This window comes from Variovorax sp. 22077 (assembly GCF_052044195.1).
Lineage (GTDB): Bacteria > Pseudomonadota > Gammaproteobacteria > Burkholderiales > Burkholderiaceae_C > Variovorax > Variovorax atrisoli.
Map to the genome: position 1 here is coordinate 155,760 of NZ_JBQEQC010000005.1, position 25,320 is coordinate 181,079.

A 25,320-nucleotide genomic window follows, 5' to 3' on the forward strand; every position below is an offset into this window, starting at 1 on the left:
GGAGTTGCACAGCATGACCCATCCGGCCTTCGGCACCGACCTGTCACGCCTCATCCATCCGCGCGCCATCGCCCTCGTCGGCGCTTCCGAGCGCCCGCAGAGCATCGGCGGGCGCACCCTGAGCAACCTGCTCGACCATTCGCAGATCGACGGCGAGCTATACCTGGTCAATCCCACGAAGAGCGAACTGCGCGGCCATCGCTGCTGGCCCAGCATCGCCTCGCTGCCGCAGACGCCCGACGTCGCCGTCATCGCCGTGCCCGCATCGGGCGTCATCGCGGTGATGGAGGAATGCGCGGCCAGGGGCGTGCCCTTCGCGATCATCCTCACCTCGGGCTTCGGCGAGGCCGGCGCCGAGGGCGAGCGGGCCCAGGCCCGGCTCAAGGAGATCGCCGAGCAGGCCGGCATGCGCGTCTACGGACCGAACTGCCCCGGCCTGACCAACGTCAACGCCCGCCTGGGCATGACCTTCTCGCCGTCGTTCCCGCACGACCTGGTCAAGGGCCCGATCGGCCTGGCCACGCAGGGCGGCGGGCTGGGGCGCAACGTGATGCAGGCGATGGAGCGCGGCATCGGCATCGGCCTGTGGGCCTCCACCGGCAACGAGGTCGACCTGCAGGTGGCGGACTTCATCCACTACATGGCGACCGCGCCGGACATCAAGGTGATCGTGACCTTGCTCGAAGGCATCAAGGACGGCCCGCGCTTCCTGGCCGCGCTGCAGTGCGCGGCGGACAACGGCAAGCCGGTCATCGCGCTGAAGGTCGGCAAGTCGGAGTACGGGCAGCGTGCCGCGCAGTCGCATACGGCCTCGCTGACCGGTTCGGCCGAGGTCAACAGCGCGGTGTTCCGCCAGTACGGCGTGATCGAGGTCGACGACATCGACGAGCTGGTCGACACGGCCTGGCTCTTCGCGCGCGCCATGCCCGGCGAGCGCGAGGAGATCGGCGTGTACTGCTCCTCGGGCGGCACCACCGCGCTGACGGCCGATGCGGTGGGCACGGCCGGCCTCACGCTGGCCGAGTTCGCACCCGAGACCATCGCGCTGCTTCGCAGCAAGCTGCCCGACTACGCGGCTGTCAACAACCCGGTCGACACGACGGCCGCCGTGCTCAGCGACGCCGACCTCGTCGAAAGCACGCTGGGCGCGGTCGCCGCCGACCCCAACACCGGCTGCGTGATCGCGCCGATCGCGCTGGACTACGGCGAGACCACCGTGCGCATGGCGCAGACCATCATCGCGGCGCAGAAGCGCGTGCGCAGCCCCATCGTCCCGATCTGGATGAGCGACAGGCTGGGCGAGGGATACCGCATGCTGGTCGCGGCAGGCTTCGCGCCGCCGCGCTCGGTGGGCAAGGCGATCGCCGCGATCCGGCGCTGGACGGAATGGGGCCGCTGGCGCCGCAGCGCGGCCGACCGCCCAGCGCGCCGCCTTCCGAGTGCCGTGCTGGCAGCGCCGGCCGGTGCCTTGCGCAACCTCTCGGAACTGCAGGCCAAGGCCCTGCTGGAGAAGGCCGGCATCCCGCTGCTGCCCGTGGCAGTGGCGCGCACGCGGGAAGAAGCGCGCCAGTTCGCCGACGGCATGGGCTACCCGGTGGTCGCGAAGATCGCCAGCCCCGACATCCTGCACAAGTCCGACATCGGCGGCGTGCGCGTGGGCATCGCCGACGGCGCGCAGCTGGAGCTGGCATGGGACGACATCATGGCCTCGGCGGGGCATCACAGGCCCGATGCCGCCATCGACGGCCTGCTGATCGAGAAGATGGCACCGGGCGGCGGCGTGGAGCTGATGGCGGGCGTCACGCGCGATCCGGTGTTCGGGCATGTGATGACCTTCGGCCTGGGCGGGGTCTACGTGGAGATCCTGCGCGACGTCACGCGCCGCCTGCTGCCGCTGAGCCCCGAGGACGCCGCCTCCATGGTGCGCGAGATGCGCTGCTTCCCCGTGCTCGATGGCGCGCGCGGCCGGCCCGTGGCCGACGTGCCCGCGCTGGAGCGGCTGCTGCTGGGCGTGTCCGAGTTCGTGACGGCGAATGCGCAGCGCATCGAGGAGATGGACCTCAACCCGATCTGGGTCGGCGCCCGGGGCGAAGGCGCCCTGCCGCTGGACGCGGTGATCGTCGAGCGAGGCGCCGCGTGAGCGCCGCCGGCCCGCTGGCGGGCGTCACCGTGCTCGACTTCAGCGAACTGCTGCCCGGCCCCTTCTTCACGCAGAACCTCGCGGAGATGGGCGCGCGCGTCATCAAGATCGAGCGTCCGCCCGGCGGCGACAACGCGCGGCGCATGGGCCCGGGCGGCTTCGAGGCCGTGAACCGCGGCAAGCTCAGCCTGCTGGCGGACCTGAAGGACGAGGCGCAGCGCGCCCGCGTGCAGGAGCTGGTGGCGCAGGCCGACGTGCTGGTGGAGTCGTACCGCCCCGGCGTGATGGCGCGCCTGGGCCTGGACTACGCGAGCCTTCGCGAGCGCTTTCCGCGCCTCGTGTACGTCTCGCTCAGCGGCTACGGGCAGGAGGGGCCGTGGGCGCAGCTGCCCGGCCACGACATCAACTACCTCGCCGCGGCCGGCGCGCTCGCGGTCTCGGGCGAACCGGGCGGCCCGCCCACCCAGAAATTCGGCCTGCCGGTGGCGGACCTGTGCGGCTCGATGTATGCGCTGTCGTCCACGCTGGCGGCGCTGCTGCAGCGCGAGCGCACGGGCCGGGGCCAGCACCTGGACGTGGCGCTGGCCGACTGCGTGCTGCACTGGATGAACCCGCGCCTGGGCGCCTACCGCGCCGACGGCGCGAACAGCCTCGAGCGCCAGCGCACGTCCACGCAGCTGAAGCCCGCGTACGGCAGCTTCCGCTGCCGCGACGGGCAGCACCTGAGCGTCGCCGCGCTCGAAGACCACTTCTGGGCGCGGCTTTGCGACGTGCTCGACATGGGCGACTTCGCGGGCGAGCCCTACCGCACGCTGGGCGCGCGCAAGAAGCAGGCCCAGGCCATCAACGACCGCATCGCGCAGCAGCTCGCCGCGCGCGACTCGGCCGAAGCCTTCGAGACGATGGCGCGCAACGACCTGCCCGTCGCGCCCGTGGTGCCGCCCGCCGAGCTCGCTGCGCTGCCGCAGTTCGCGCAGCGCGGCCTGGTCAACGGCACCGAAGCGCTGTCGCTGGTGCGCTTTCCGGTGCCGCTCGCGGGCGTCGATCCGTCGGCGCTTGGCGATGCGCCCGGCCTCGACAACGCACGCCAGCTGCTGCCGTGAGCCAGCCTCCGCTGTCCACCCGCCTGACGCGTCTCTTCGGCCTGGCCTACCCGATCCTCGGCGGCGGGCTGATGTGGCTCTCGGACGCGCGCTATGTGGGCGCGCTGACCAACGCAGGGTGCATGGGCTTCATCACCCCACGCTCCTTCGACGGCGAGGCCGCGCTGCGCGAGCAGCTGCGGCGCTGCAGCGAGATCACCGGAGGCCGTCCCTTCGGCGTCAACCTCACGCTGTCGGCACGCCCGCAGGCCAATGCCGGCGTGCAGGCTTCGCTGGAGACCGCGCTGGCGCACGGCGTGCGCCACTTCGAGACCGCGGGCTACGCGCCCGATGCGCTGATCCGGGCCATCCACGCAGCCGGCGGCATCGTGATCCACAAGGCATCGAGCGTGCGGCATGCCCTCGCCGCCCAGGCGGCCGGCGCAGACGCGGTCGCGCTGGTCGGCATGGAGGAAGGCGGGCACCCCGGCGCCAACGAGCTTCCGACCATGCTGATGGGCGCGCTGGCCATGGCGCGGGGGCAGCTCCACGTTCCGCTGGTGCTGGGCGGCGGCATCGGCCACGGCAGCCAGCTCGCCGCCGCACTCGCGCTCGGTGCCGACGGCGTGCTGATGGGCAGCCGCTTCCTCGTGAGCGACGAGGTCTCGGCCCATGCGGCCTACAAGAACCACCTGGTGGACTGCGACGAGCACAGCACCGTGCGCCTGCTGCACACGCTGGGCAACACCTGGCGCGTGCTGCGCAACGACACCGCCGCGCAGGTCGACACCATCGAGCGCGCCGGCGCGGCCGACCACGCCGCCTTCGGCGCCCTGCTCGACAGCCGCGTGGCGCGCGACCGCTGCTACGGCGACGGCGACTGGCGCAACGGCATGCTCTCACTCGGCCCGGCCATCGGCTTCGCCACGCGCACCGAGCCGCTCGCCGCGATCGTCGAGCAACTCGTCCTGCAAACGCGCGCCGCCCTGGCGCACCTGAACGCATCCACTGCGCTGCCATGACCCACGCCCTTCCCTTCCTCGACCGACTGGCTCTGCCGCTGATCGCCGCGCCCATGCTGCGTGTCTCTGGCATCGAACTGGTGTCCGCCGCCTGCGCCGCCGGCGTGATCGGCGCCTTTCCGACGGCCAACTGCCAGACGCTCGACGAATTCGACGCCTGGCTCACCCGCCTGGATGAAGAAGCCGCCGCCGCGCCCGAGCGCACGGCGCCCTGCTGCCCCAACCTCATCATGCGGCGCGACCCCGCCAGGGTGATGGCCGAGGTCGAACTCATCGCCCGGCACCGCGCCCAGCTCGTGATCACCAGCGTGGGCTCGCCGGCCTCAGTGGTGCCGCGCCTGCACGAAGCCAGCTGCCGCGTGTTCGCCGACGTGGCCTCGCTGCACCATGCGGTGCGCGCCATCGAGTCGGGCGTCGATGGCCTCGTGCTGCTCACCGCGGGCGCCGGCGGCCACACCGGCTGGGCGAACCCGTTCGCCTTCGTGCGCGCGGTGCGCCGCGTGTTCGACGGCCCCATCGTGCTGGCGGGCGGGCTGTCGGACGGCGTGGCCCTGCGCGCCGCCAGGGAACTGGGCTGCGACCTCGGCATCATGGGCACGCGCTTCATCGCCACGCAGGAAAGCCTGGCGAGCGACGACTACCGGCACATGCTGGTCGACAGCTCGATCGACGACGTGCTTCTCACGCGCGGCTTCACCGGGCTGCCCGCCAGCTTTCTTGCGCCGTCGGCGCGGCGGCTGGGCATCGACATCTCGACGCTCGACGAGAGCATCTCGGTCGAGGAAGCGAGAAGACGCTACGGCGGCGGCGCCAATGCGGCGCCCAACCAGCGCTGGACCGACATCTGGAGCGCGGGGCATTCAGTGTCCGGCGTGCGCGCCGTGCCGACGGTCGCCGAGCTGGTGGATGCGCTCGTTGAGGAATACCGTGGCACTGCGGCGGCTGATCGGTCCTAGGCCGACGCGGGCCTGGCCACCGAATCGCGCTCCACGTAGCGCAGGCCGACGCGCGCCTTGCGCTGCGGCAGGCCGTTGTCGGCGATCCGCGTGAGCAGCAGGTCGACCAGGCAGCGCGCGGTCTCGGACTGGTCGATGTCGAGCACGCTCACCGCGGGGTCGTGCTCCGCGGCGAAGGGCGTATCGCCGATGGCGACCACCGAGATGTCGCGCGGCACCTGGAGCCCGCGCGCAGCAATCGCGCGCAGTGCGCTGTTGAGCATGTGGGTGCCCTGCACGATGAGTGCGGTGGGTCGCTCCGGTCGCGCAAGCAGTTCGGTGACCTCCGCCTTGACCGAGGCCGTCACGCTGCGCGCCTGCACCAGCAGATCGGGCACGGGCAGGCCCGCGGCCTGGAACGCCGTGCGGAAGCCCTGCACGCGGCGGCGCACTGGGCGCGTATCGCCCTGCCAGAGCACGAGGGCGATGTCGCGGTGCCCCAGGCCGAGCAGGTGCTCGACCACGCGCCGCACCCCGCCCGCGTGATCGATGAGCACGGCATCGTGGGCACCGCTGACTTCGCGGTCGAACACCACGGCCGGCATCGGCAGCACCCGCAGCGCCTCCACCAGCGCCGCGTTCCGCTCGTTGCCGGGCGCGAGGATCACGCCGTCCATGCCGCGCTGCGTGAACGTTCCCAACGCCTTCGTCTCGCGGTCGACGTCGTTGGCGCCGTTGGCCAGCAGCAGCAGGTAGTCGTGCCGCAGGAACTCGTCCTCCAGCGCGCGGAACACCTGCGCATACAGCGGGTTCGAGATGTCGGGCAGCAGGCAGCCGACGGTGCGGCTGAGCCGCGAACGCAGCACGCGCGCCGCATGGTTGGGGCGGTAGCCCAGCGCCGCCGCCGCCTGGTTGACCTTCTCCTGCGTGGCCGCCGAGGCGCCGGCGCCGTTCATCGCGCGCGACGCGCTGCCCAGCGAGACACCCGCCAGGCGCGCCACGTCGCGCAGATCGATCTTCTGTTTTCCTGCATTCATTCGGATGGAGATTCCCTTGCGAACAAGGAGACGAGGGACTGGGACGGGGTGAATCTTAGGTGACAGCGGCCGAGGGTTTCCACCATTTCGGAAACGTTTCCAAAACTGAACCATGAACGCAACGAAAGACGACCAAGGAGACACGCATGTCCTCGCCAGCCATCCAGCCCGGGCAGCAGCTTTTTGCCGAAGCGCTCGGCGACCTCCGGCCCTCCGCGGGCCGCCTCGTGCAGCGGCGCATCCTGGTGGTGGGCGCGGGCCAGCGCGACATCGACGACCCTGATCCGCCCGTGGGCAACGGCCGGGCGATCTCGCTGCTGTTCGCCCACGAGGGCGCGACGCTGACCTGCGTCGACATCAACCCCGCCTCGCTGCAGAAGACCTGCGACCTGGTGCGCGCATCGGGCGCGACGGCCCATGCCGAGGTGGCAGACGTCGCGCAGCCGGAGGCCGCCGCCACGACGGTGGAACGCGCGGTGCAGAAGATGGGCGGCCTCGACGGCCTCGTGATGGTGGTGGGCGTGGCCAGCGGGCTGTCGCTGGACAACCAGACCGCCGAAGCCTGGGACCGCGAGCACGCGACCAACGTGCGCTCGTGCATGCTGTTCGGCCAGCAGGCATTGCGGCACATGGCGCCCGGCGGCTCCATCGTGCTGCTGTCGTCGATCGCCGCGCTGCGCAACTCCAGCTTCAACCCGGCCTATGAGACGACCAAGGCCGCGCAGGTATCGCTCGCACGCTCTATCGCGATGGCGGGGCAGGCGCGGGGGGTGCGCTGCAACAGCATCCTCCCCGGCCTGATGGACACGCCCATCGGCCGCGCGGCAACGCGCCGAAGGTCCGACCGCCTCGCGATGCCGCTGCCCTTCGGCCGCCAGGGCACGGGCTGGGAAGTGGCCTATGCGGCCCTGTTCCTGATGTCGCACGAGGCCTCCTACGTGAACGGCCACGCGCTGGTGGTCGACGGCGGCCTGACCGGCGGCATCGCGGCACCGCGCGCCTCGGCCTGAGTGCGACCATGCAGCGACTGCAGAGACGCCGATTCCTCCAGGCAGCCGCCTGCACCGTCGCGGCGCCGCACCTGGGTGCCGCGATGGCGGCACGCGACGATGCCTACCCCAGCCGGCCCCTGCGCCTGGTCGTGGGCTTTCCAGCGGGCGGATCGGCCGACCAGTCCTCGCGCCGCCTTGCCGATCAACTGGCCCGTCAGCTGGGCCAGCCGGTGATCGTCGACAACCGGCCGGGTGCCTCCGGAAACATCGCGGCCGCGGTGGCGGCGCGCAGCGCACCCGACGGCTACACGCTCTTCTACGGCACCAACGCGACGCATGCGATGAACGTCAGCCTCTATCCGAAGCTGGACTACGACCCGGTGAAGGACTTCGCACCGATCGCGCTCGAAGGCAAGGTCTACAACGTGCTGTGCGTCAACCCGGCCTTCGAGGCGCGCGACCTCGGGAGCTTCATCACGATGGCAAAGGCGAAGCCCGAGCGCATCGCCGTCGCCACGCCCGGCAACGCCACCAGCGGCCATCTCTCGCTCGTGCTGCTCGATCGCGCGGCCAGGGTACGGCTCGCGCACATCCCGTACAAGGGCAGCGCCCCGGCGCTCAACGACGTTCTCGGCGGACAGGTGCCGGCGATCTTCGACAACGTGGCGGGCAACCTTGCCTACATCCGCAGCGAGAAGATCCGCCCGCTGGCCGTCACCTCCCGCAGCCGGCTGCCGCTCCTGCCGCAGGTGCCGACCTTCGAGGAACTGGGCCTGCCCGACTGCGAGATCGCGGCCTGGGGCGGCCTGTGGGCGCCTAGCGGCACGCCGGCGCCCCTCATCGACAGGCTCAACCAGGAAGTGAATCGCGCGCTGCAGACCCCGGCAGTGGCCGATCGCATGCGCGAACTGACGATCGAGCCCCAGGGCGGCACGCCACAGGCCCTGGCCGACTTCGCGCGCAGTGAAACCCTCCGGTGGCGCGAGGTGATCCGCGCCGCCGCCATCCGACTCGACTGAAAGATCATGGCCCGTATCCCCTACTTCGACCTCGCCGAGGCGCCCGCGGAACTCCACGCACTGCTGGGCGGGCGCCCACCGCTGAACATCTACCGCATGGTCGCCCACGGCGGCGCCACCGCGCAGGGTTTCCTGGCCCTGGGCTCCAGCATCCTGCGGCACTCCTCGCTGCCGGTGGCGCTGCGCGAGCTGGTGATCCTGCGCGTGGGTGCGCTGTGCGGCTCCGGCTACGAGGTGACCCAGCACCGCCGCGTGGCTGCGCAGGCCGGCGTGCCATCCACCCAGGTCGAGGCGGTGCTCGACCATCCGCAAGGCAGCGTCGACAGGACCCTGTTCGACAGCCTCGAATGCCGCGTGCTCGACTTCACCGACGCCGTGGTGCGCCAGGTCAAGGCGCCGCCCGAGATGTTCGACGCGCTGGCCGCGCAACTGCCGCCACAGCAGCTGATGGAGATCGTGATGACCATCGGCTACTACATGCTGGTGTGCCGCGTGCTCGAGAACTTCGAGGTCGACCTGGAAGGCAGCGACGTGCTCGCCGGCCACGCCCCATGGGCCGAGATCCTGAGACAGAACTGAACCGGGAGACACAGTAATGACCCTCAACCGCCGGCAATTCTGCGTTGCCACCGGCCTGGCTTCGCTGGCCCCGGTGCTGCGTGCAGAGACCTATCCCTCCAGGCCCGTCACCCTGGTGGTTCCGTTCTCCGCGGGCAGCGTCGTCGACCAGCAGGCCCGCGTGATCGCACGCGTGCTCGCCACCCGCCTGGGACAGCCCATCGTGATCGACAACAAGGTCGGCGTGAGCGGCTCGATCGGCGCCGAGTTCGTCTCGCGCGCCGCGCCCGACGGCTACACGCTGCTGCTGGGCACGCAAGGCACCCAGGGCACCAACAGCGCGCTGTACAAGACGATCCGCTATGACCCGGTGAAGGACTTCGTGGCCATCCACGGCCTGTCGGGCAACGCGAACGTCCTGGTGGTCAACCCGAGGCTGGGCATCGGCTCGGTGGCCGAACTGGTCGAGCTCGCGAAGAAGAATCCGGGCAAGCTCAACTTCGGCTCGGGCGGCAACGGCACCTCGGGGCATCTGTGCCTCGAACTGCTGCAGACGCGCACCGGCACGCGCTTCACCCATGTTCCGTACAAGGCCAGTTCTGCGGCGCTGGTCGATCTGGTCTCGGGCAACGTCGATGCGATGTTCGACTTCGTGCAGACCTCCGCGCCGCACATCCGCAGCGGCAAGCTTCGCGCGCTGGCGGTCACGCGCGGCCAGCGCATGCCGATGCTGCCGGAAGTTCCGACCATGGCCGAGGCCGGCTTCGCGGGCGTCGAGGCGCTGAGCTGGGGCGGTCTCTTCGCGCCCGCGAAGACGCCGGACGGCATCGTGAAGCGGCTGTCGGCGGAAGCCTCGGAAACGCTGCGGTCGCAGGAAGTCAGGAGCGCGCTCGACTCCGCGGGCAGCTTCGTCATCGACATGCCGCACGCCGAATTCCAGGCCTACGTGAGCCGCGAAGCCGTCAAGTGGACGGAAGTGCTGCGCACGGCCGGAGTGACGCTGGAATGACCGCGCCGACCGCACCGCACACGCTCGCCGCCCCCGCCGTGGCCGCCATCACCGGCGCCGGCAGCGGCATCGGCCGCGCGCTGGCCCTGGCCTGCGCGGGCGAGGGCATGGCCGTGGCGCTCGCCGACGTCGAGACGGAAGCGCTCGCTGGCACCGAGGCACTCGTTCGATCGATGGGCGTGCCCACGCTCGCACAGCGTTGCGACGTGAGCCGCGCCGCCGATGTCGAGGCCTTCGCGCAGGCCTGCGACGACCGCTTCGGTGGCGTCGACTGGCTCTTCAACAACGCAGGCGTGGCCGTGCTCGGGCCCGCATGGGCCGCCACCGAATCGGACTGGCAGTGGGTGCTGGGCGTGAACGTACTGGGCGTGGCCAACGGCGTGCGCAGCTTCGTTCCACGCATGCGCGCACGGGGCCGACCCGCCCACGTGATCAACACCGCGTCCGCCGCCGGGCTCGCCACGCTGGCCGGCTCCGCCGTGTACAGCGCGAGCAAGCACGCGGTGGTTGCCTTCTCGGAGTGCCTCGCGCGCGACCTGGAGCAGGCCGGCGCGCCGATCGGCGTGACCGTCGTCTGCCCTTCGCTGCTGCCCACCGGCATCCATGCATCGCAGCGCAATCGGCCGAGCACCCTCGCCGACACCGTCGCACCCGCCGCGGCCTATGACGAGCGCGTGCGCCAAGGCATGGCGGCGTCCCCCATCGATGCGACGGACGTTGCCGCAGCGACGCTGGCGGCAGTTCGCGCGGGGCGCTTCTACGTCATTCCGCACAGCCAGACCGGCGGCTCGGTCCGGCGACGCATGAACGCGATCCTCGACGACTTCGGCAAGGAGCATCCCGAGGCGGGATGAGACTGCCGCGCCTCCTCCACTGCCATATCGGCCCTGCGCCACCGCGGGGCCATGCACCCTCTTCCGGAGAATCCCAATGAATACCGAAGCCAACGGCACGCTCGCGCAGGTCGCGCAGATTTCGCAGCAATTGCAGGCCCTGCAGCGCCGCGTCGACCAGCTCGAAAGCGTCGAGGCGATCCGCGCGCTGCGCGCCCGCTACCACATGCTGGTCAACGAGGACCAGGGCCCGCGCCTGCACGAGCTGTTCGCGGAAGACGCGAGCGTCATCTACAACGGGCGCCCCGAGGTCTTCGGACGCGAGGCCATCCGCAGCTTCTTCGAGAACTTTCCCGTGCAGTACGCGCGGCAGTTCATTCACCAGCACGAGGTGAGTGTCGACGGCGACACGGGCACCGGCCAGTCCTACCTGGACGGCCGCCCCGTGCACGGCGGAAAGAGCTTCTACGTGGTGGGGCGCTTCGACGACACCTACGTGCGCATCGACGGCCGATGGCTCTTCAAGAAGGTGGTGCTGACCGTCCACTACATGGTCGAGGCGGCCGAGCACTGGGAGGCCCTGCTGCCGGTGAAGAAGAACGCGGAGGCGGCATGAGCCTGGCTTCGCTCTTCGACCTCACCGGGCGCAGCGTCCTGGTCACCGGTGCCGCCAGCGGCCTCGGCCTGGCCTTCGCGGAGACGATGCTGGAAGCCGGTGCGCGCACGCTCATGACCGACATGGATGCGCAGGCGCTCGATGCCCAGCTGCAGCGACTGAAATCGCGCTACCCGCTGGCCGAAGGCGCAACGCTGGACGTCGCCGATGCCGCGGCGGTCGACGCGCTGGTGGACGGCATGGCAGCGCGCCACGGCGCCATCGACTGCGTGTTCGCGAACGCGGGCGTCAGCGCAGGGCGAGGCTTCGTCGTGGAGGCGGGCCAGCTGGAGAACATCGACCTCGCGCACTGGGACAAGGTCCTGCGCATCAACCTCGACGGCGTGCTGCACACGGTGCGCGCGGCTGCGCGGCACATGAAGCCGCGCAGGGAAGGACGCATCGTCGTGACCACGTCGATCGCGGGCCTGCGCTCGGAGTCGCTCTCCGGCTACGCCTACGTCGCGTCCAAGGCGGCGGCGAACAACCTGGTCAGGCAGGCCGCGATGGAGCTCGCACCGCACAACGTGCTGGTGAACGCCATCGCACCCGGCCCCTTCGCCACCAACATCAACGGCGGGCGCCTGCGTCTTCCGGAGTCGGCCGAGCGCATGCGGACCCACATTCCCCTCGGCCGCGTGGCCCAGGTCGAAGAGATCAAGGGGCTGGCCCTGCTGCTGGCCTCTCCTGCTTCCAGCTACATGACCGGGGCGATCATTCCGGTCGATGGCGGTGCTTCCGCGCGATAGGGAGACAGGAAGCCGCTAGAGCGCTGATCCGCTACTTCAGCGCAGCGCCGCCTCGTGCGAGGTATTGCGCGGAAAGGCGCGCGAACTGGCCGCCATCGGTAGCGATCGTGGTCTGGTTGCCCCAGCCGGCGCCAAAGACGATCCCGAAGGTGTGCATGTCACCGTATTCCTGCGTGTTGGTCAGCATGTAGTCGACGCGGTTGTCACGGTAGTGCCCGTCGGTGCCGCCGGGCGTGTCGGAAGGAACGCCCATCGGCGTCTGCCACCACAGGATGGGCAGGCCGTTGCCCAAGGCTGCGCGATAGTCCGAATACTGCTTCTGCGAATCGTGGAAGTTCGGGCTGGTCTTGTTGCTCGCGTCCCAGTAACGATCGCTTCCGTTCTGGCATCCGTCGGGCCTCGGCGTCACCTCCCGGCAGCCCGCGTCGCGGTCGCTGGTCTGGGCGACGATGAAGTCCGCCTGGTTCGCGCCGGCGGTTTGCATCATCGCGCCGATCTCGGAGGGCGTGCCGTTCCAGAACGCGGGCGGGAACCCGATCAGCGCCTTGGGCGCGATCTTCCGGCCCATCTGCACGACGCACTGGCCGAGGCCCGCGACGGTGTCGGGCAGCGTGCTGCATTCGGGCTGACCGCTGACGCGAGCGGGAAGTTTCGTCAGATCGTGATCGGACCGCTTCCCTGCAGCGAAGCCCCAAAAGTCCGGCTCCACGTTGATCAGAACGGGTTTGTCCAGCTTCGCGATGAGCTGATACATCAGCCGGACCTGGCCCCAGTATTTGTCCATGAAGGCCACATCGTCGGTCGTGCCGACATTGCCCTCGCCGTTCGCCGTCATCTGGTAGAGCGTGAACATGGGCACCGCACCGTAGGCCTGCGCAGCCTGCGCAAAGATGGTGACGTAGGCGCCGCCCGCGTTCCAGTCGGGCCAGCCTCCGTTGTAGCCCACGATCCCCACAAGGTAGTGCTCCACGATGTCGGGGTGGATGTCCTGGCTCTTCAAGTCATCGGTGGAATTGGCGCTCAGGCCAACCAGCACCCGGGCGGGTTTGCCGAGCTTGTTCGCCAGGGCGACGGTGGCCGCGACAGGTGCGGAGCCGCCGCTCGTGCCTCCATTGCCGCCTTGGGTGCCACTGCCGGAGTTGTTGCCGGCCGCTTGGTCACCGCTGCTCTGACCGCCTCCGCTCTGCGCGCCGTTGCTCTGGCCGCCATCGGATTGAGTGCCCGTGCCGCCCTGGCCCGCCGGGCTGCCGACCAGCGGAACGCCGGCCCCTCCTCCGCCGCCACCTCCTCCGCCGCCACCTCCTCCGCCACAACCGAAGAGCAACAGAGAAGCCACCAGCGCGGAAGCGCACCGCCGAGAAAGAATGTCCATGAGAGAAATCCGAAAGGTCGAAGTCGAGCAAGCACCGGCGCGCCCGTGCATGCGCGCGCCGGTTCGGGTTGCGGGTGTTCCGGGCAGCGCTGCTGCCCGATGGCACTCAGCGGGCGAGGTCCGCAATGAAGGCTGCGTCCTTCGCGCCGCTGTAGATGCGGAAGTCCTGCATGCGCCCCTTGAAGTACGGATCGCCGCCGTACTGGGAGCGCCCCAGCCAGGTCCGGGTGGTCTTGCCCATCTGGAAAGGATTCATCCAGATGCCGTCTGCGGTGGCCACCTGCGCGCCATCCATGTAGAGCGTGCCCACAGTGCCCGAGAGCGTGACCGCCAGGTGCACCCAGCGCCCGGTGGGTGTCTCTCCGCCGGCCACCGACTCTTCCTTCCAGAACTGATTGCGAGAGCCTGAAAAACGCAGCTGCTTGTTGCCGTCGCGAAGGATGAGGATCATGTAGGCCACGTCGTTGGAACCGAAGTCGAAAACGCGTGCGATGACCGACGCCGTATCCCAGTAGACCCACACCGCGACCGTGAAATCGCCCAGGGCCGACACGGCTCCGTCGGGCAGCTGGATGTGACCGCTGCGGCCGTCGAGCTGCACGGCGCTTCCGCCGTTGCGTCCTTCGCCCCAGCTCGTGCCGCCGATCAGTTGCCCGTGCAGGCCGCGGCCGCTGGCGTCGTTGGCATCGCCGTTGAGCGGCAGGTGCAGCCACAGCTCGCCCGGGACCGCCACGCGCAGGGTGTCCGCACCGGTCATCTCTCCGGCGTCGGTCACCGCGTCGATCCGGTAGTACCAGGTGCCCTGGTCGGGATCGTCGGTGTAGGTGCGCGGGTCGGTGACCGGCGCGAGGGTCGTGAACGGACCGTTGGGCGACGCCGCGCGCTGCACGAGGTACTGCGAAGCGCCTGCGGTGCCCCACCACGACAGCTGCACCTTTCCATCGCTCAGGAATGCGCTCAGGCCGCTGGGCCTGGCAGCAGGAACCGGATCGCGTGCATAGAGCAGCGTGCCGATGCCCGGCTGGTCTCCGCCGTCGACGCGCTCGGGCCGGATCTTGTCGAGCATCGCCTTGGTCCAGGGGGCCGAGAGTCCCTTGCGGCTCACATAGTGGCTGTAGATGAGGTCCCAGTTGGGCCGCAACTGATTTGTGCCCGCCGCAGCGGTCCCCGCTCCGTGGACTCCGTCGTAGGGGGCGAACGGCATCGTGTACAGCGCGTTGCCGTTGGCATCCGCGAGGTTCGTCTTGGCCACGTACTCCGCACCGGCCAGCAGCCGGTTGTTCCAGTAGCCGAAGAGGTCCTCGCCCTGGTTCCAGGCCATCTGGCACAGCATGCCGGCCAGCGAGATGCCGAGTGTGGAGTGGCCCTGGTCGCGATGGCTCTCCTGCCATTGACCGAGGTAACCGGGGTGCACGTAGTAGACGTTGTTGGCGCTCGCGCCGCAGCCACGTCCGCTCTTGTAGTAGTTGCTCGCCTCGGCGACCAGGTCGGGCCGGTCGCAGAACACGCCGATCGCATAGACGGCGCAGATGTTGGCCAGGTCCCAGTTGGCCCAGTAGTGGGTGACCTTTCTGATCTCGGTGCCGTTGTGGTTGACAAGAAAGTCGTGGGCCTTCGGATAGAACACGTTCAGCAGCATGGTCTGGAATCGCGCGACGTCTTCCTTCGCCCAGCCGGAGTAGCTGCGCATCAGTTCGGCGGCGTTGGCCCACTGGTTGCCGTAGAGGCCCGAGGCGAGGAAGACGTTGGAGTTGCCGCCCAGCTCGGTCAAGGTCGACGACCATGCGTTGAGGAACTCCACCGCCTTCTTCGCATAGCGCTCGTCTTTGGAGATGTTCCAGCGCAATGCGAGATGAAGGGCGCGCACCATGTCGCCGATCATCTGCCAGTAGTTCTCGCCATCGACGCCGCGCGTCACCAACGCCAGCGGACGCGGATTCGCGTCGAGGTTGGTGTTGTTCGTCTTGAGCATCATGTTCATGCCACCCACCCAGGGCTCCGCATTGGCGGCCAGCTTGTCGCGGATGCGCTGTAGGTCGTCTTCCGTCACGAGCAGGCCGGGGTGCACGATCTTGTGCACTGTGGGCTCGGGGGTCGTCGGCTCGGGTGCAGGGCTATCGGGGGTGCCGGGGGAATCGGCACCGGCGACCGCAGCGGGGGTCTGCTGCTGCGGCGCCTGCTGCGCGGCTGCGCCGCCTATGGGCGAGAAGCTGCTGCCCCCGCTTCCTCCACCGCATGCCGTCGTGCCCAGTGCCAGGGCACCTGCGGTACCGAGGAAGAAAGTGCGTCGATCCAGCAGGTTTGCGTTCTTCTCATCGCTCATGGGTGTGTCATTTCTCGTGAATGTGTAAAGAAGTGATTCCGCAAACTGCGTGCCACATTGCTCGATCGCTCAGCGCGATCAAATCGGTAAAACCGATGGATACATTGCGCGCAACACGAGCGACGTGTAACGACAGGAAGTGACATTCGTTGTCACATGCGATGCGCGGCAACGCCACTGAATGTCATCGCTCGCTGCCTTGTCCGTGCATGTTCGACATACACGAGCAGCACCTCGCCATGCAGCACACAGACGCGAACACGCACGGCAGCGCATGGCTGCCGCACTGCGGGCCTCGGATCGCATCGCCAGCTCGCAGCTCGATCAGGTTGCGGAGTTCACTCCCACGTTCGGGCAGGGCTCGACTTGCGCCGGCACCTGCTTGTCTGAGGAAAGACCCGATCCTGAAGTCGAACCGGAGTGGCTGGAGGGAACCTCCATTGGGCGCCTAGTGTGGCCCACAAGATGAAGAAATCGCGCGTCGGATTGCCTCTGAAAATGAGCGGCTGAATTTCATTTTCAGAATGACTGGAAGCGCTGGCGCGCAGACGCGCCAGCGCTTCGTTGCAACGGGTGCTGCAACTGCGCAAGCAAGAGATTGACCCGTTCACGCTGCAGAACGAACGAGGTACGCGGCCCGCTCAAGGACATCGCCGCAGACGCACCCGCGCGCGGACGCGTCATCACGCTCGAGCGCGTCAGTCCGCGCTCGATTGAACGACGCTTGCTATGCCGCCTGCAGGCTCATCGGCGCGCCGGTATCGGCCCGCATGCCACGCAGCTGAACTCGATATCCCTCGATGGCCTCCGCGAGAAACTCCGCGTCGCGCGCCACGCCCGAGAAGCGCCCCGAGCCCCAGGTATGCAGCCATGGCAGCCCGAGGAAATAGAGCCCCGGCTCCCGCGTCACGCCGCGCAGATGCACGGGCGCGCCACGGCCGTTGAACACCGGCGCGTCGACCCACGCGAAATCGGGCGAGAAGCCGATGCACCAGATCACGCTGGTGATGCCGGCTGCTGCAAGGTCGAGCTTCGTGCGCTCCTGCGCCGGCTCCCACACAGGCGTGTAGACCGAAGGCGGCGGCGCCTCGATGCCCTGCGCGGCGATGTACCTGTCGATCGATGCGTTGATGCGGTTGTAGGTGTCGTCGGCCTGGTCGAGGTTGTCGCGCAGGTTCGGCTGGAACTCGAAGGCGCCACCGTCGAAGCCGCCGAGCAGGCCGTAGAGCTCCATGCCTTCGAGGGCGAAGCGCCGCAGGTCGATGTCGCGGCCGCCGTCGCGGCCCGTAACGTAGTGGTTGGTGTTGTCGCGCACGCCTTCGCGCAGCGGGTGCTCTGTGACGGGCATGTCGTAGTACTTCATGTCCGCGAGCCAGTCGACCACCTCGCGGCCGCGGTAGAAGCGCGCGCAGCGCGGCGCATTGCCGGTGGCCAGGTGGACCTTGCGGCCGGCCAAGTGCAGGTCTTCGGCGATCTGCGCGCCCGACTGCCCGCAGCCCACCACCAGCACCGCACCCTCGGGCAGCTGCGCCGGGTTGCGGTACTGCGCCGAATGGAACTGCGCGACGCCCGCCGGCAGCTTCTCCGCCAGACGCGGAACGATGGGACGGTGGTAGCCGCCCGAGGCCACCACCACCTGGTCGGCGGTGTAGAGGCCGACGTCGGTCTGCACGTTGAAGCGCTCGCGTTCGCCGTCGCGCGCCACGCGCTCCACGGTCACGCCCTCGATGGCGGGCGCCTTCACATGCTCGACAAAGCCGGCGAGCCACTCGTTGATCTGGTCCTTGACCATGAAGCCGTGCGGATCACCGCCCTTGTAGCCCCAGCCCGGCAGCTGGCACTGCCAGTTGGGCGTGACGAGGCAGAACGAATCCCAGCGCTGCGTGCGCCAGGTGTGCACGAGGCTGCGCTTCTCGATCACGAGGTGGTCGATGCCGCGCAGCTGCAGGCAGTAGCTCAGCGACAGGCCGGCCTGGCCGCCGCCGACGATGACGACGCTGTAGTGGCTGCGTCCGCCGTAGGGATGTGACATGAGGGTCTCTCTTTCTCTCTCTGGATGTAGCGGGGCCGGTCAGTCGAAGGCGACGACGGTGACCTTCGCATCGGGGGTGCTGCCGAATCGCGCGGCGATGCCTTCGATCTCCGCGAGCTGGTCCATCGCCTGCGAGCAGGCGAAGCCGTACTTCGCGCGCACCCGCTCCGAGGCGATGCCCAGCGCCTCGCGCGTGCGCAGCAGGAAGTCGTCGAGGTCGTAGCGCTCGCCGGGCACGAGGAAGTCGCGCACCACCAGCGAAGGCGAGTAGCAGCGGGTCTCGCTGGCGTCGGGCCAGCGCACGTGGAAATGCATCACGGGCATGCTTCGGTCTCCTGGATGGCGGCGCGGTACAGCGCCGCGTGCCGTTCGGCACTGGCCTGCCAGCTGAAATGCCCCGAGAGCCGCGAAGCCGAACGCGCGATGCGCTGCGCGTCGCGCGTCGAGAGCGCATGCCGCAGGGCGGCAGCGATGGCGCCGGCATCGGACGGGTCGGCCCAGCTCACGTCGTCCTCTGCGAGGTACTCGGTGAACGGGGCGATGCGCGAAGCGACCACCGGCACGCCGCTCGCCAGCGCCTCGAGCACCACCAGCCCGAAGCCCTCGCGCAGCGAAGGCATCGCGACGACATCGGCCAGCCTATAGAGCGAAGGAATGTCCTCGTCAGGCAGCGGGCCGGTCAGCCGCACAGGCTGCGCCGGATCGTCGTCGAACCCCAGCTCCTGCATCAGCACGCGGAACCGCAGGGCATAGGCCGAGTGATCGAGCAGGCTCGCGCCGCCCGCCACGACCAGTTGCGCCTGCGGGTGCGAGACACGCAGCAGCGCGAAGGCCGACAGCAGCCGCGCGGTGTTCTTGCGTTCCTCGACACCGCCCAGCGCCAGCACCACGGGCGCGCCGCGCCGGATGCCCAGGCGCTGCGCCAGCGCGGCATCGGACGACCGCGCCTGCGGCGAGAAGCGCGTGGTGTCCACGCCGTTGGGCACTTCGTGCGCGGCGATGCCGTACTCGCTCGCCAGGTGCTCGCGCCACAGCCGGCTCACGCACAGCACCTGGCTCGCACGCGCGAAGGCCGTGTGCTGCCACTGCGTGAGCTGCGGCACGTCGAAGCTGTCGAGATGGTGGACGGTGCGCACGAAGCCGTCGATGTCGCCTGCATCGCTCAGACGGGCGAGCGCATTGCCGCCGATGGAGTCGTGCGTGTGCAGCACGTCGAACCGCTCGCGCGCCAGCATGCCGCGCAGGTGCTGCACGAAGGCCTCGATGCGCGACCGCACCATCTCCACCGTGTCGCGCGGTGTCGTCTGCACCGGCACCAGTTCGACCGCACAGGGCGGCTGACGGAACAGCCGCTGCCCCGGCGCGGCGGGTGCGAGCACGGTCACCGCGTGGCCGGCCTCGTGCAGCGCCGCGGCGAGTTCCAGCGTGTGGACCACGCCGCCGCGCGGGTTGACCGAATGCGTCAGCAGTGCGATGCGCAGCGGGCGATCAGACATAGGTCGCCTCCCGGGTGTGGGCCGCCGGCTGGATGAAGGCATCGCTGCCGAAGTCCCACAGCAGCGCCTCTTCGCCGCCGGCGCGCAGCCGCACCTGCCGTGTGGCATCGACCTGGCCGACCACCGCGCAGGCGATGTCGCGCGCGGCGAACCGGGCGGTCACTGCCGCCGCCTGCGCCGACGACACGCTCAGCACGAAGCCGTAGCTCGGAAAGGACGACAGCCAGCGCAGCAGCGGCACGCCGTCGGGCCGCGGGATCGCGTCGAGGTCGATGCGGGCGCCAACGCCCGAGCATTCGAGCAGCATCATGGCCGTGCCCACGGCGCCGGCCATGCTGATGTCCTTGGCGGCGCGGCACAGGCCGCTCTCGGCGATCGAGGGCAGCAGTTCGAGGTCGGCGCGCAAACGTGCGGCAGGCGCGCGGGTCGACGCGTTCCAGTATGGGAAGGGTTCTTCGTAGGCGCCGCGCAGGTCTGCGGCCATCAAGAGCAGGTCACCCGGCTTCGCGTCGAAGCTGGTGAGCAGCCTGCGGGCATGGCCGAGGATGGCCACGGCGAGCTGGGGCCGATCGCTGCGGTTGTTGCTGTGCCCGCCGACGATGGGCACGCCGTAGCGCGCGGAGGCCTCGGCCATGCCGCGCAGCATGTCGTGGGCCGGGTTCATGCCCGTGCTCCACAGCGCGTCGACCACGGCCGTCGGGCGTCCGCCCATGGCGTAGACGTCGCTCACGTTGACCATCACGCCGCAGTAGCCCGCGAACCAGGGCATGCGCACGATGAAGTCTTCCACCAGCCCCTCGATGGCGAACAGCAGGTAGCCGCCGCGGCCGTCGGGAATGGCCGCGCAGTCGTCGCCGACCGGCACGGCCTGCGCGAGCGCATCGTGTCCGCCGGGCAGCGAGCGGCCCAGTGCCGACACCACGTCGCTGATGTCGCGCTTGTGGGCGAAGCCGCGCGTGGCGCGCAGGGCCTCGGCGATGTCGTGGACCCCGGTCGTCATGACGCCACCCGCGCACGCGTGACGAAGCCGCTCACGGGATCGTGGCAGGGCGGATACCAGCCGAGGTCGGCCTGCATGCGCGCATGCGGGCGGCCGTGCACGCTGGTCTCCTCGAGCACCTGCCAGCCGAGCTTGCGGAAGAGCGGCACGTTCTGCAGCTGCACCTGCGCCAGGAAGGTCTCGCAACCCAGCGCATTGGCACGCGACACCGCCAGCCGGATCAGCGTAACGCCCAGGTGACCCTGGCTGCGGAACGCGGGATGCACGGCCAGCCGCGAGCCCCACCATTCGTCCTTGCCCGCACCCTCGCCCTGGGCGCGATGGATGCGCACGGTGCCCACCACCTGCTCCGGCATGCCGCCGTTGCAGGACATAGCCACCAGCAGCTGCGCGCGATCGTCGATGGCGTCGCGGTCGTCGCGCGCGAAGATGCCCTGCTCGATGCAGAACACCGCACGGCGCAGCGCCATGGCCTCGTCGCGCTCCCACTGCTGCGCGACTTCGCGCACCAGGTATTCGACGGGCGCATAGTGATCGCCCATCCGGTCGCCCATCTCGCAGAGGTCGTCGAGGCACAGCATGGTCAGCTCCCGCCTTCTTTTTCGTAGATGGAGAGCGACGAACACGCGCCGCATTTGCCGCAGCCGGCCTTGATGTCGGCCGAGCGCAGGCCGGCCGCCACCACGCGCTCGCCCAGCGGCGCGAGCAGCGACTTCATGAACTCGGGCGTGGGTGCGGGGTGGTCTTCCAGCGGTGTGCCGCTGATCGGCACGAAGGGCACGACGAAGGGATAAACGCCGCGCGCCAGCAGCTGGTCGCAGGTGTCGAGGATGGCCTCGCGCGTGTCGCCCAGGCCGGCCAGGATGTAGGTGCTGACCTGTCCGCGCCCAAACACGCCCACGGCCGCCTCGAAGGCGCTCATGTAGCGCGAGACGGGCACGCTCGCCTTGCCCGGCATGATGCGCTCGCGCACCTCGGGCGTGACCACCTCCAGGTGCATGCCCAGGGTGTCGATGCCCGCGGCCTTCATGCGATGGAACCACTGGTCGTCGTCGGGCGGCTCGCACTGGCCCTGGATCGGGATGTCGACCGCGGCCTTGATCGCGAAGGCGCTCTCGCACAGCACGGCCGCGCCGCGGTCGGTGGCATTGGGCGTGCCGGTGGTCATCACCATGTGCTTGACGCCGTCGAGCAGCACGGCGGCGCGCGCCACCTCGGCGAGCTGCTCGGGCGTCTTGCGCGCGACGGTGCGCCCGGCCGCGAGCGACTGGCCGATCGCGCAGAACTTGCAGCTCTTCCTGCGGCTCTCGTAGCGGATGCAGGTCTGCAGCACGGTGGTGGCCAGCACGTCGCTGCCGTGCAGCGTGGCGATGTGCGAATACGGCACGCCGTCGAAGGTCTGCATCGCGTAGAAGCGCGGCTGCTTCGGAAAGCTGATGCTCGCGATCGGAATGCTGCCGCGCATCACGCGGCTCACGCCCGCGGCGTCGGGCGCCTCGGCGGTGAAGGGCGAGTGCCAGGCGGTGGAGGTGTGGACCGGCACCATGATCGTGTGGCCATCCACCGTCACGGCCTTGTGGTCCGAAGGGCCCGCGCCGCCGCGGCGGCTCGATACGCCGGCCGAAGGGTCAGCCAGCCGCAACCCGAAGGACTGGAGCTCGGTCATCAGCTGCCGGCTGTCTTGCTGTGTCGTCGTGGTCATGTTCTGCACTCCGTTGAACGTGGGGTTGCGTGCGATCCATCGGCACGGTGGTCTGCGCCGGCCGGTCGTTGATGGCGAGCGAGAGCAGCTCCGGCCGCGCGTAGTGGCCGACCGAATCCATCATTCGCTTGCGCTTGGCGATGAGCGCCATGTCGAGGTCGGCCACCACCATGCCCTCGCCCTCGGTGAGCGGCGGCGCGAGGTGCTTGCCCTCGGGCGAGACGATGGCGGTATGGCAGCCGCCGCGCAGCGCCTTCTGCAGGTTGGCGTCGGGCGTGACCGAGCGGATCTGCTCGTCGGTGAGCCAGCCGGTGGCGTTGACCACGAAGCAGCCCGACTCCAGCGCGTGGTGGCGGATGGTCACTTCCATCTGCTCCGCGAAGATCGGGCCGACCAGCGAGCCGGGGAACTGCGCGCAATGGATCTGCTCGTGCTGCGCCATCAGGCTGTAACGCGCGAGCGGGTTGTAGTGCTCCCAGCAGGCCAGCGCGCCCACGCGGCCGACCGCGGTGTCGACCACCTTGAGGCCGGCGCCGTCACCCATGCCCCAGACCATGCGCTCGTGGTACGTGGGCGTGATCTTGCGGCGCTTGAGCACCAGCGTGCCGTCGGCGTCGAACACCAGCTGCGTGTTGTAGAGGCTGCCGTGGTCGCGCTCGTTCACGCCGAGCACCACCACCATGCTGCGCGCCCTTGCCCGTTCGGCCACCGCCTGCGTGACGGGGCCGGGCACCACCACCGCGCGCTCGGCCAGCTGCAGGTGCGGCGCGCCCTGCTGCACCGGCGGCAGCACGAAGCTGAAGTAGGGGTAGTAGGGCACGAAGGTCTCGGGAAAGACCGCGATCTGCGCGCCCTTCGCGGCGGCCGCGTCGATGGCGCTGCACACGCGCTCCAGCGTGCCGTCCGGCCGTTCGAAGTCGGGCGCGATCTGGATCGCCGCGGCACGCACGATGCGGGGTGAAGAGCTCATGGTCGTCCCCCGTCCGCAGCGGCAAGCGAAGCGAAGCCAATTCGGGGAACGCCGCAGAACCGGCTTTGCCGGGCTGCCGGTGTTGCCCCCGGTGAGGGGGTTGGCGAAGCGACACGAAGTGCGCGAAGACTGGGGGAAGACATGTTCACAGCGTCCAGGTGTCGATGACCACGGCGCCGGCCTTCTTGTGCAGCAGCACGAGGTCGAGCACGTCCAGCGGGTTGATCGGCTTGATGCCCTCTATCAGCGCGCCCTCGCCATGGCCGTACAGCGCCTGCAGCGCGAAGCGGCAGGCGTAGACCTTGCCGCCCTCCTCGATGAACTTGGCGATCTGCTTGTTGAAGTTCTGGTGGCCCGGGAAGGCCTCGTCGCCCAGCGTCGGAAAGCCGCGCTGCACGCCCAGCGTCACGCCGGGGCCGTACAGCAGCACCGACGTGTCGTAGCCCTTGCGCTTGAGCCGCGTGGCCTGCAGCAGGTTCACGAAGCCGATGGAGCCTTCGAAGGCCACCGTGTGGAAGGTGACGAGCGCCTTCTCTCCGGGCTCGGCCTTGACGTCTTCGAACACCTTCTCTTCGTAGTCGACGAGGAACTCGCCTTTTTCGTTGCGGGGGCGGGTGACTTTGGGCATGGGGTACTCCGGTTGGGTGAAGGGGTACGCAGGTGTTGCGTGCCTTCTTCTTCGCAGGCGTTGTGCCAGCGGCCGGCCGGGCTCGTGCGATCAATGCGCGATCAACGCGAAGCAGCGCGGCGTGCGCGAGCGCAAAATTTTTTTCAGGGCCTGCAAAGGCACCGACGAAGCAGGCCGGGGCGGCCATTTCCGCACCGCGACGACGCACACCGCATGCGATCAATGCACCCGATCAATGGGGTTGATCGCACCTGATCGAAGCATTCGCCCCCTCTGGCGCGGGCGCGGTTCCTGCATGTTGATCGGTGGCCAGATGCAATCAATGGATGCAATCAACTCCGCCGGAACACGCCCGATGACCACCATCACCGCCCACTGGCGCAAGCAGCTGCGCAACACCGCCCGCCCGGCCTATCTGCTGCTGGCCGACCTGATCGCCGACGACATCAAGACCGGCCGCCTGGGCGTGCGGGACCGCCTGCCCACGCTGCGCGAGCTGGCGGCGGACCTCGACCTCAACTACACAACGGTGGCGCGCGGCTATGCCGAGGCGCGCAAGCGCGGGCTGATCGATTCGCGCGCGGGCACCGGCACCTTCATCCGCTCGGGCAGCCCGAGCCTGCGGCTGCGCGGTGGCAGCGGCGCCGAGATGACGATGAACATGCCGCCCGAGCCCGACGACGAGCACCTGATGGCACGCCTGCACGACAGCGCCAGCCGCGCCTTCGCGCAGGTCGATTTCCACGACCTGCTGCGCTACCAGGACTTCGGCGGCACCGCGCACGACCGCGCTGCCGCGATGCACTGGCTGCGGCCTTTCGTGCCCGACGCCAGCGTCGATCGCATCCTGGTGTGCCCCGGCATCCACGGCGTGCTGACCGCGCTGTTCTCGCAGCTCGCACGGCCCGGCGAGCTGGTCTGCGTGGAGTCGCTCACCTACCCCGGCGTGAAGGCCATCGCGGCGCAGCTCGGCGTGCAGCTGCATGCGCTGCAGATGGACGACGACGGCCCCATCGCCGATGCCTTCGAGCACGCCTGCAAGACGCTCAAGCCCAAGGCGCTGTACTGCAACCCCACCCTGCTGAACCCGACCTCGGCCACCGTGTCGCGCGCGCGGCGCGAGGCGCTGGCCGACGTGGCGCTGCGCTACGCGGTGCCGATCATCGAGGACGACGCCTACGGCATGCTGCCGCGGCAGACGCCCGCGTCGCTGGCCACGCTCGCGCCGGGGCTCACCTACTACGTGAGCGGCTTCTCCAAGTGCTTCGGCGCGGGGCTGCGCAGCGCCTACGTGTGCTCGCCGACGGTGGTGCAGTCGCAGCGGCTGGCAGGTGCGATGCGCGCGACCACCGTGATGGCCTCCCCGATCACCAACGCGCTCACGACGCTGTGGGTCGAAGACGGCACCGCTGACGAGATGCTGCAGGCGGTGCGCGCCGAATCGGCGGCCCGGCAGGTGCTGGCTGCACGCCACCTGGGCGACAGCGGCCTGCAGGCGCATCCCGAAGGCTTCCATGCGTGGCTGCCGCTCACGCCCGGCTGGAGCCCGGTGGAGTTCGCGTCCTACCTGCGCACGCAGAACGTCGGCGTGGTCGCGAGCGCCGCCTTCTCCACCGACGGCGATCCGCCCGACGCAGTGCGCATCTGCCTGGGCGGCCCGATGACCCGCGAGCAGTGCGACCAGGCGCTGCGGCTGATCGCGGACACGCTGGCGCATCCGCTGCATCCGCACGCGACCCTGGGGGATCGCGGCGGCGGCCGGTGAC

23 protein-coding genes are annotated in these 25,320 nt (G+C 69.6%); 12 read left to right on the plus strand and 11 right to left on the minus strand.

What is annotated here, in order from left to right:
- The first annotated feature begins 13 nt into the window (after window positions 1-13).
- The 4 genes from ACTJLF_RS09065 to ACTJLF_RS09080 are packed head-to-tail and all read left to right on the plus strand — an operon-like array spanning window position 14 to window position 5,200.
- Window positions 14-2,140: an acetate--CoA ligase family protein gene (locus tag ACTJLF_RS09065; protein ID WP_440882927.1), complete on the plus strand. Its 2,127-nt coding sequence runs from the start codon at window positions 14-16 to the stop codon at window positions 2,138-2,140.
- Complete coding sequence (locus ACTJLF_RS09070) at window positions 2,137-3,243, plus strand: CaiB/BaiF CoA transferase family protein (RefSeq protein WP_440882928.1); 1,107 nt, start codon at window positions 2,137-2,139, stop codon at window positions 3,241-3,243. Before ACTJLF_RS09065 ends, ACTJLF_RS09070 begins: the two co-directional genes overlap by 4 nt.
- Window positions 3,240-4,244 (plus strand): NAD(P)H-dependent flavin oxidoreductase, encoded by a 1,005-nt coding sequence (locus ACTJLF_RS09075; protein ID WP_440882929.1) that lies wholly within the window; start codon window positions 3,240-3,242, stop codon window positions 4,242-4,244. The genes ACTJLF_RS09070 and ACTJLF_RS09075 overlap by 4 nt, the downstream gene beginning before the upstream one ends.
- On the plus strand, window positions 4,241-5,200 hold the full coding sequence (locus ACTJLF_RS09080; protein WP_440882930.1) for an NAD(P)H-dependent flavin oxidoreductase: 960 nt from the start codon (window positions 4,241-4,243) through the stop codon (window positions 5,198-5,200). The genes ACTJLF_RS09075 and ACTJLF_RS09080 overlap by 4 nt, the downstream gene beginning before the upstream one ends.
- Here ACTJLF_RS09080 and ACTJLF_RS09085 read toward each other — a convergent pair.
- Window positions 5,197-6,216 (minus strand): substrate-binding domain-containing protein, encoded by a 1,020-nt coding sequence (locus ACTJLF_RS09085; protein WP_019655239.1) that lies wholly within the window; start codon window positions 6,214-6,216, stop codon window positions 5,197-5,199. The two genes, ACTJLF_RS09080 and ACTJLF_RS09085, sit on opposite strands and share 4 nt — an antisense overlap.
- A 146-nt stretch (window positions 6,217-6,362) precedes the next feature.
- Here ACTJLF_RS09085 and ACTJLF_RS09090 point away from each other — a divergent pair, with 146 nt between their 5' ends.
- From ACTJLF_RS09090 to ACTJLF_RS09120, 7 genes are all read left to right on the plus strand, one after another.
- Window positions 6,363-7,226 carry an SDR family NAD(P)-dependent oxidoreductase gene (locus ACTJLF_RS09090; RefSeq protein ID WP_440882931.1) on the plus strand — a complete coding sequence of 288 codons (864 nt, stop codon included), beginning with the start codon at window positions 6,363-6,365 and terminating at the stop codon, window positions 7,224-7,226.
- Window positions 7,227-7,234: 8 nt separating this feature from the next.
- Entirely contained in the window at window positions 7,235-8,227 is a 993-nt protein-coding gene (locus ACTJLF_RS09095) for a Bug family tripartite tricarboxylate transporter substrate binding protein (protein WP_019655237.1), read from the plus strand.
- Between the two features lie 6 nt (window positions 8,228-8,233).
- On the plus strand, window positions 8,234-8,806 hold the full coding sequence (locus ACTJLF_RS09100; RefSeq protein WP_440882932.1) for a carboxymuconolactone decarboxylase family protein: 573 nt from the start codon (window positions 8,234-8,236) through the stop codon (window positions 8,804-8,806).
- Window positions 8,807-8,822: 16 nt separating this feature from the next.
- Window positions 8,823-9,794: a Bug family tripartite tricarboxylate transporter substrate binding protein gene (locus ACTJLF_RS09105; RefSeq protein WP_440882933.1), complete on the plus strand. Its 972-nt coding sequence runs from the start codon at window positions 8,823-8,825 to the stop codon at window positions 9,792-9,794.
- The gene (locus ACTJLF_RS09110; RefSeq protein WP_126185215.1) at window positions 9,791-10,648 is read left to right on the plus strand and encodes an SDR family NAD(P)-dependent oxidoreductase; all 858 of its coding nucleotides are present in this window, start codon (window positions 9,791-9,793) and stop codon (window positions 10,646-10,648) included. The genes ACTJLF_RS09105 and ACTJLF_RS09110 overlap by 4 nt, the downstream gene beginning before the upstream one ends.
- Window positions 10,649-10,724: 76 nt before the next feature.
- On the plus strand, window positions 10,725-11,243 hold the full coding sequence (locus ACTJLF_RS09115) for a nuclear transport factor 2 family protein (protein WP_019655233.1): 519 nt from the start codon (window positions 10,725-10,727) through the stop codon (window positions 11,241-11,243).
- Window positions 11,240-12,031 carry an SDR family NAD(P)-dependent oxidoreductase gene (locus ACTJLF_RS09120; RefSeq protein ID WP_019655232.1) on the plus strand — a complete coding sequence of 264 codons (792 nt, stop codon included), beginning with the start codon at window positions 11,240-11,242 and terminating at the stop codon, window positions 12,029-12,031. The genes ACTJLF_RS09115 and ACTJLF_RS09120 overlap by 4 nt, the downstream gene beginning before the upstream one ends.
- 31 nt (window positions 12,032-12,062) lie before the next feature.
- Here ACTJLF_RS09120 and ACTJLF_RS09125 read toward each other — a convergent pair whose 3' ends face one another.
- The 10 genes from ACTJLF_RS09125 to ACTJLF_RS09170 all read right to left on the minus strand — a co-directional run bounded on the left by ACTJLF_RS09125 (window position 12,063) and on the right by ACTJLF_RS09170 (window position 23,554).
- Entirely contained in the window at window positions 12,063-13,403 is a 1,341-nt protein-coding gene (locus ACTJLF_RS09125) for a hypothetical protein (protein WP_440882934.1), read from the minus strand.
- Window positions 13,404-13,509: 106 nt separating this feature from the next.
- Complete coding sequence (locus ACTJLF_RS09130) at window positions 13,510-15,726, minus strand: LamG-like jellyroll fold domain-containing protein (protein ID WP_019655230.1); 2,217 nt, start codon at window positions 15,724-15,726, stop codon at window positions 13,510-13,512.
- A 727-nt stretch (window positions 15,727-16,453) separates the two neighbouring features.
- The gene (locus ACTJLF_RS09135; protein ID WP_440882935.1) at window positions 16,454-17,758 is read right to left on the minus strand and encodes an MSMEG_0569 family flavin-dependent oxidoreductase; all 1,305 of its coding nucleotides are present in this window, start codon (window positions 17,756-17,758) and stop codon (window positions 16,454-16,456) included.
- A gap of 39 nt (window positions 17,759-17,797) precedes the next feature.
- A complete protein-coding gene (locus ACTJLF_RS09140; RefSeq protein ID WP_019655228.1) occupies window positions 17,798-18,082 on the minus strand; it encodes an MSMEG_0570 family nitrogen starvation response protein in 285 nt (94 codons plus the stop codon).
- Complete coding sequence (locus tag ACTJLF_RS09145; RefSeq protein WP_440882936.1) at window positions 18,073-19,254, minus strand: MSMEG_0565 family glycosyltransferase; 1,182 nt, start codon at window positions 19,252-19,254, stop codon at window positions 18,073-18,075. The genes ACTJLF_RS09140 and ACTJLF_RS09145 overlap by 10 nt, the downstream gene beginning before the upstream one ends.
- Window positions 19,247-20,254 (minus strand): sll0787 family AIR synthase-like protein, encoded by a 1,008-nt coding sequence (locus ACTJLF_RS09150; RefSeq protein ID WP_440882937.1) that lies wholly within the window; start codon window positions 20,252-20,254, stop codon window positions 19,247-19,249. The genes ACTJLF_RS09145 and ACTJLF_RS09150 overlap by 8 nt, the downstream gene beginning before the upstream one ends.
- Entirely contained in the window at window positions 20,251-20,835 is a 585-nt protein-coding gene (locus tag ACTJLF_RS09155; protein ID WP_440882938.1) for an MSMEG_0567/Sll0786 family nitrogen starvation N-acetyltransferase, read from the minus strand. Before ACTJLF_RS09155 ends, ACTJLF_RS09150 begins: the two co-directional genes overlap by 4 nt.
- 2 nt (window positions 20,836-20,837) lie before the next feature.
- The gene (locus ACTJLF_RS09160) at window positions 20,838-21,920 is read right to left on the minus strand and encodes an MSMEG_0568 family radical SAM protein (RefSeq protein ID WP_126185349.1); all 1,083 of its coding nucleotides are present in this window, start codon (window positions 21,918-21,920) and stop codon (window positions 20,838-20,840) included.
- Window positions 21,883-22,926, minus strand: a complete 1,044-nt coding sequence (locus ACTJLF_RS09165) for a Nit6803 family nitrilase (RefSeq protein WP_019655223.1) — start codon at window positions 22,924-22,926, stop codon at window positions 21,883-21,885. Before ACTJLF_RS09165 ends, ACTJLF_RS09160 begins: the two co-directional genes overlap by 38 nt.
- Window positions 22,927-23,071: 145 nt before the next feature.
- The gene (locus ACTJLF_RS09170; RefSeq protein ID WP_019655222.1) at window positions 23,072-23,554 is read right to left on the minus strand and encodes an MSMEG_0572/Sll0783 family nitrogen starvation response protein; all 483 of its coding nucleotides are present in this window, start codon (window positions 23,552-23,554) and stop codon (window positions 23,072-23,074) included.
- A 355-nt stretch (window positions 23,555-23,909) separates the two neighbouring features.
- On the opposite strand from ACTJLF_RS09170, the gene ACTJLF_RS09175 reads away from it, so the two are divergent.
- On the plus strand, window positions 23,910-25,319 hold the full coding sequence (locus ACTJLF_RS09175) for an aminotransferase-like domain-containing protein (RefSeq protein ID WP_019655221.1): 1,410 nt from the start codon (window positions 23,910-23,912) through the stop codon (window positions 25,317-25,319).
- The last annotated feature ends 1 nt before the right edge of the window (window position 25,320 follow it).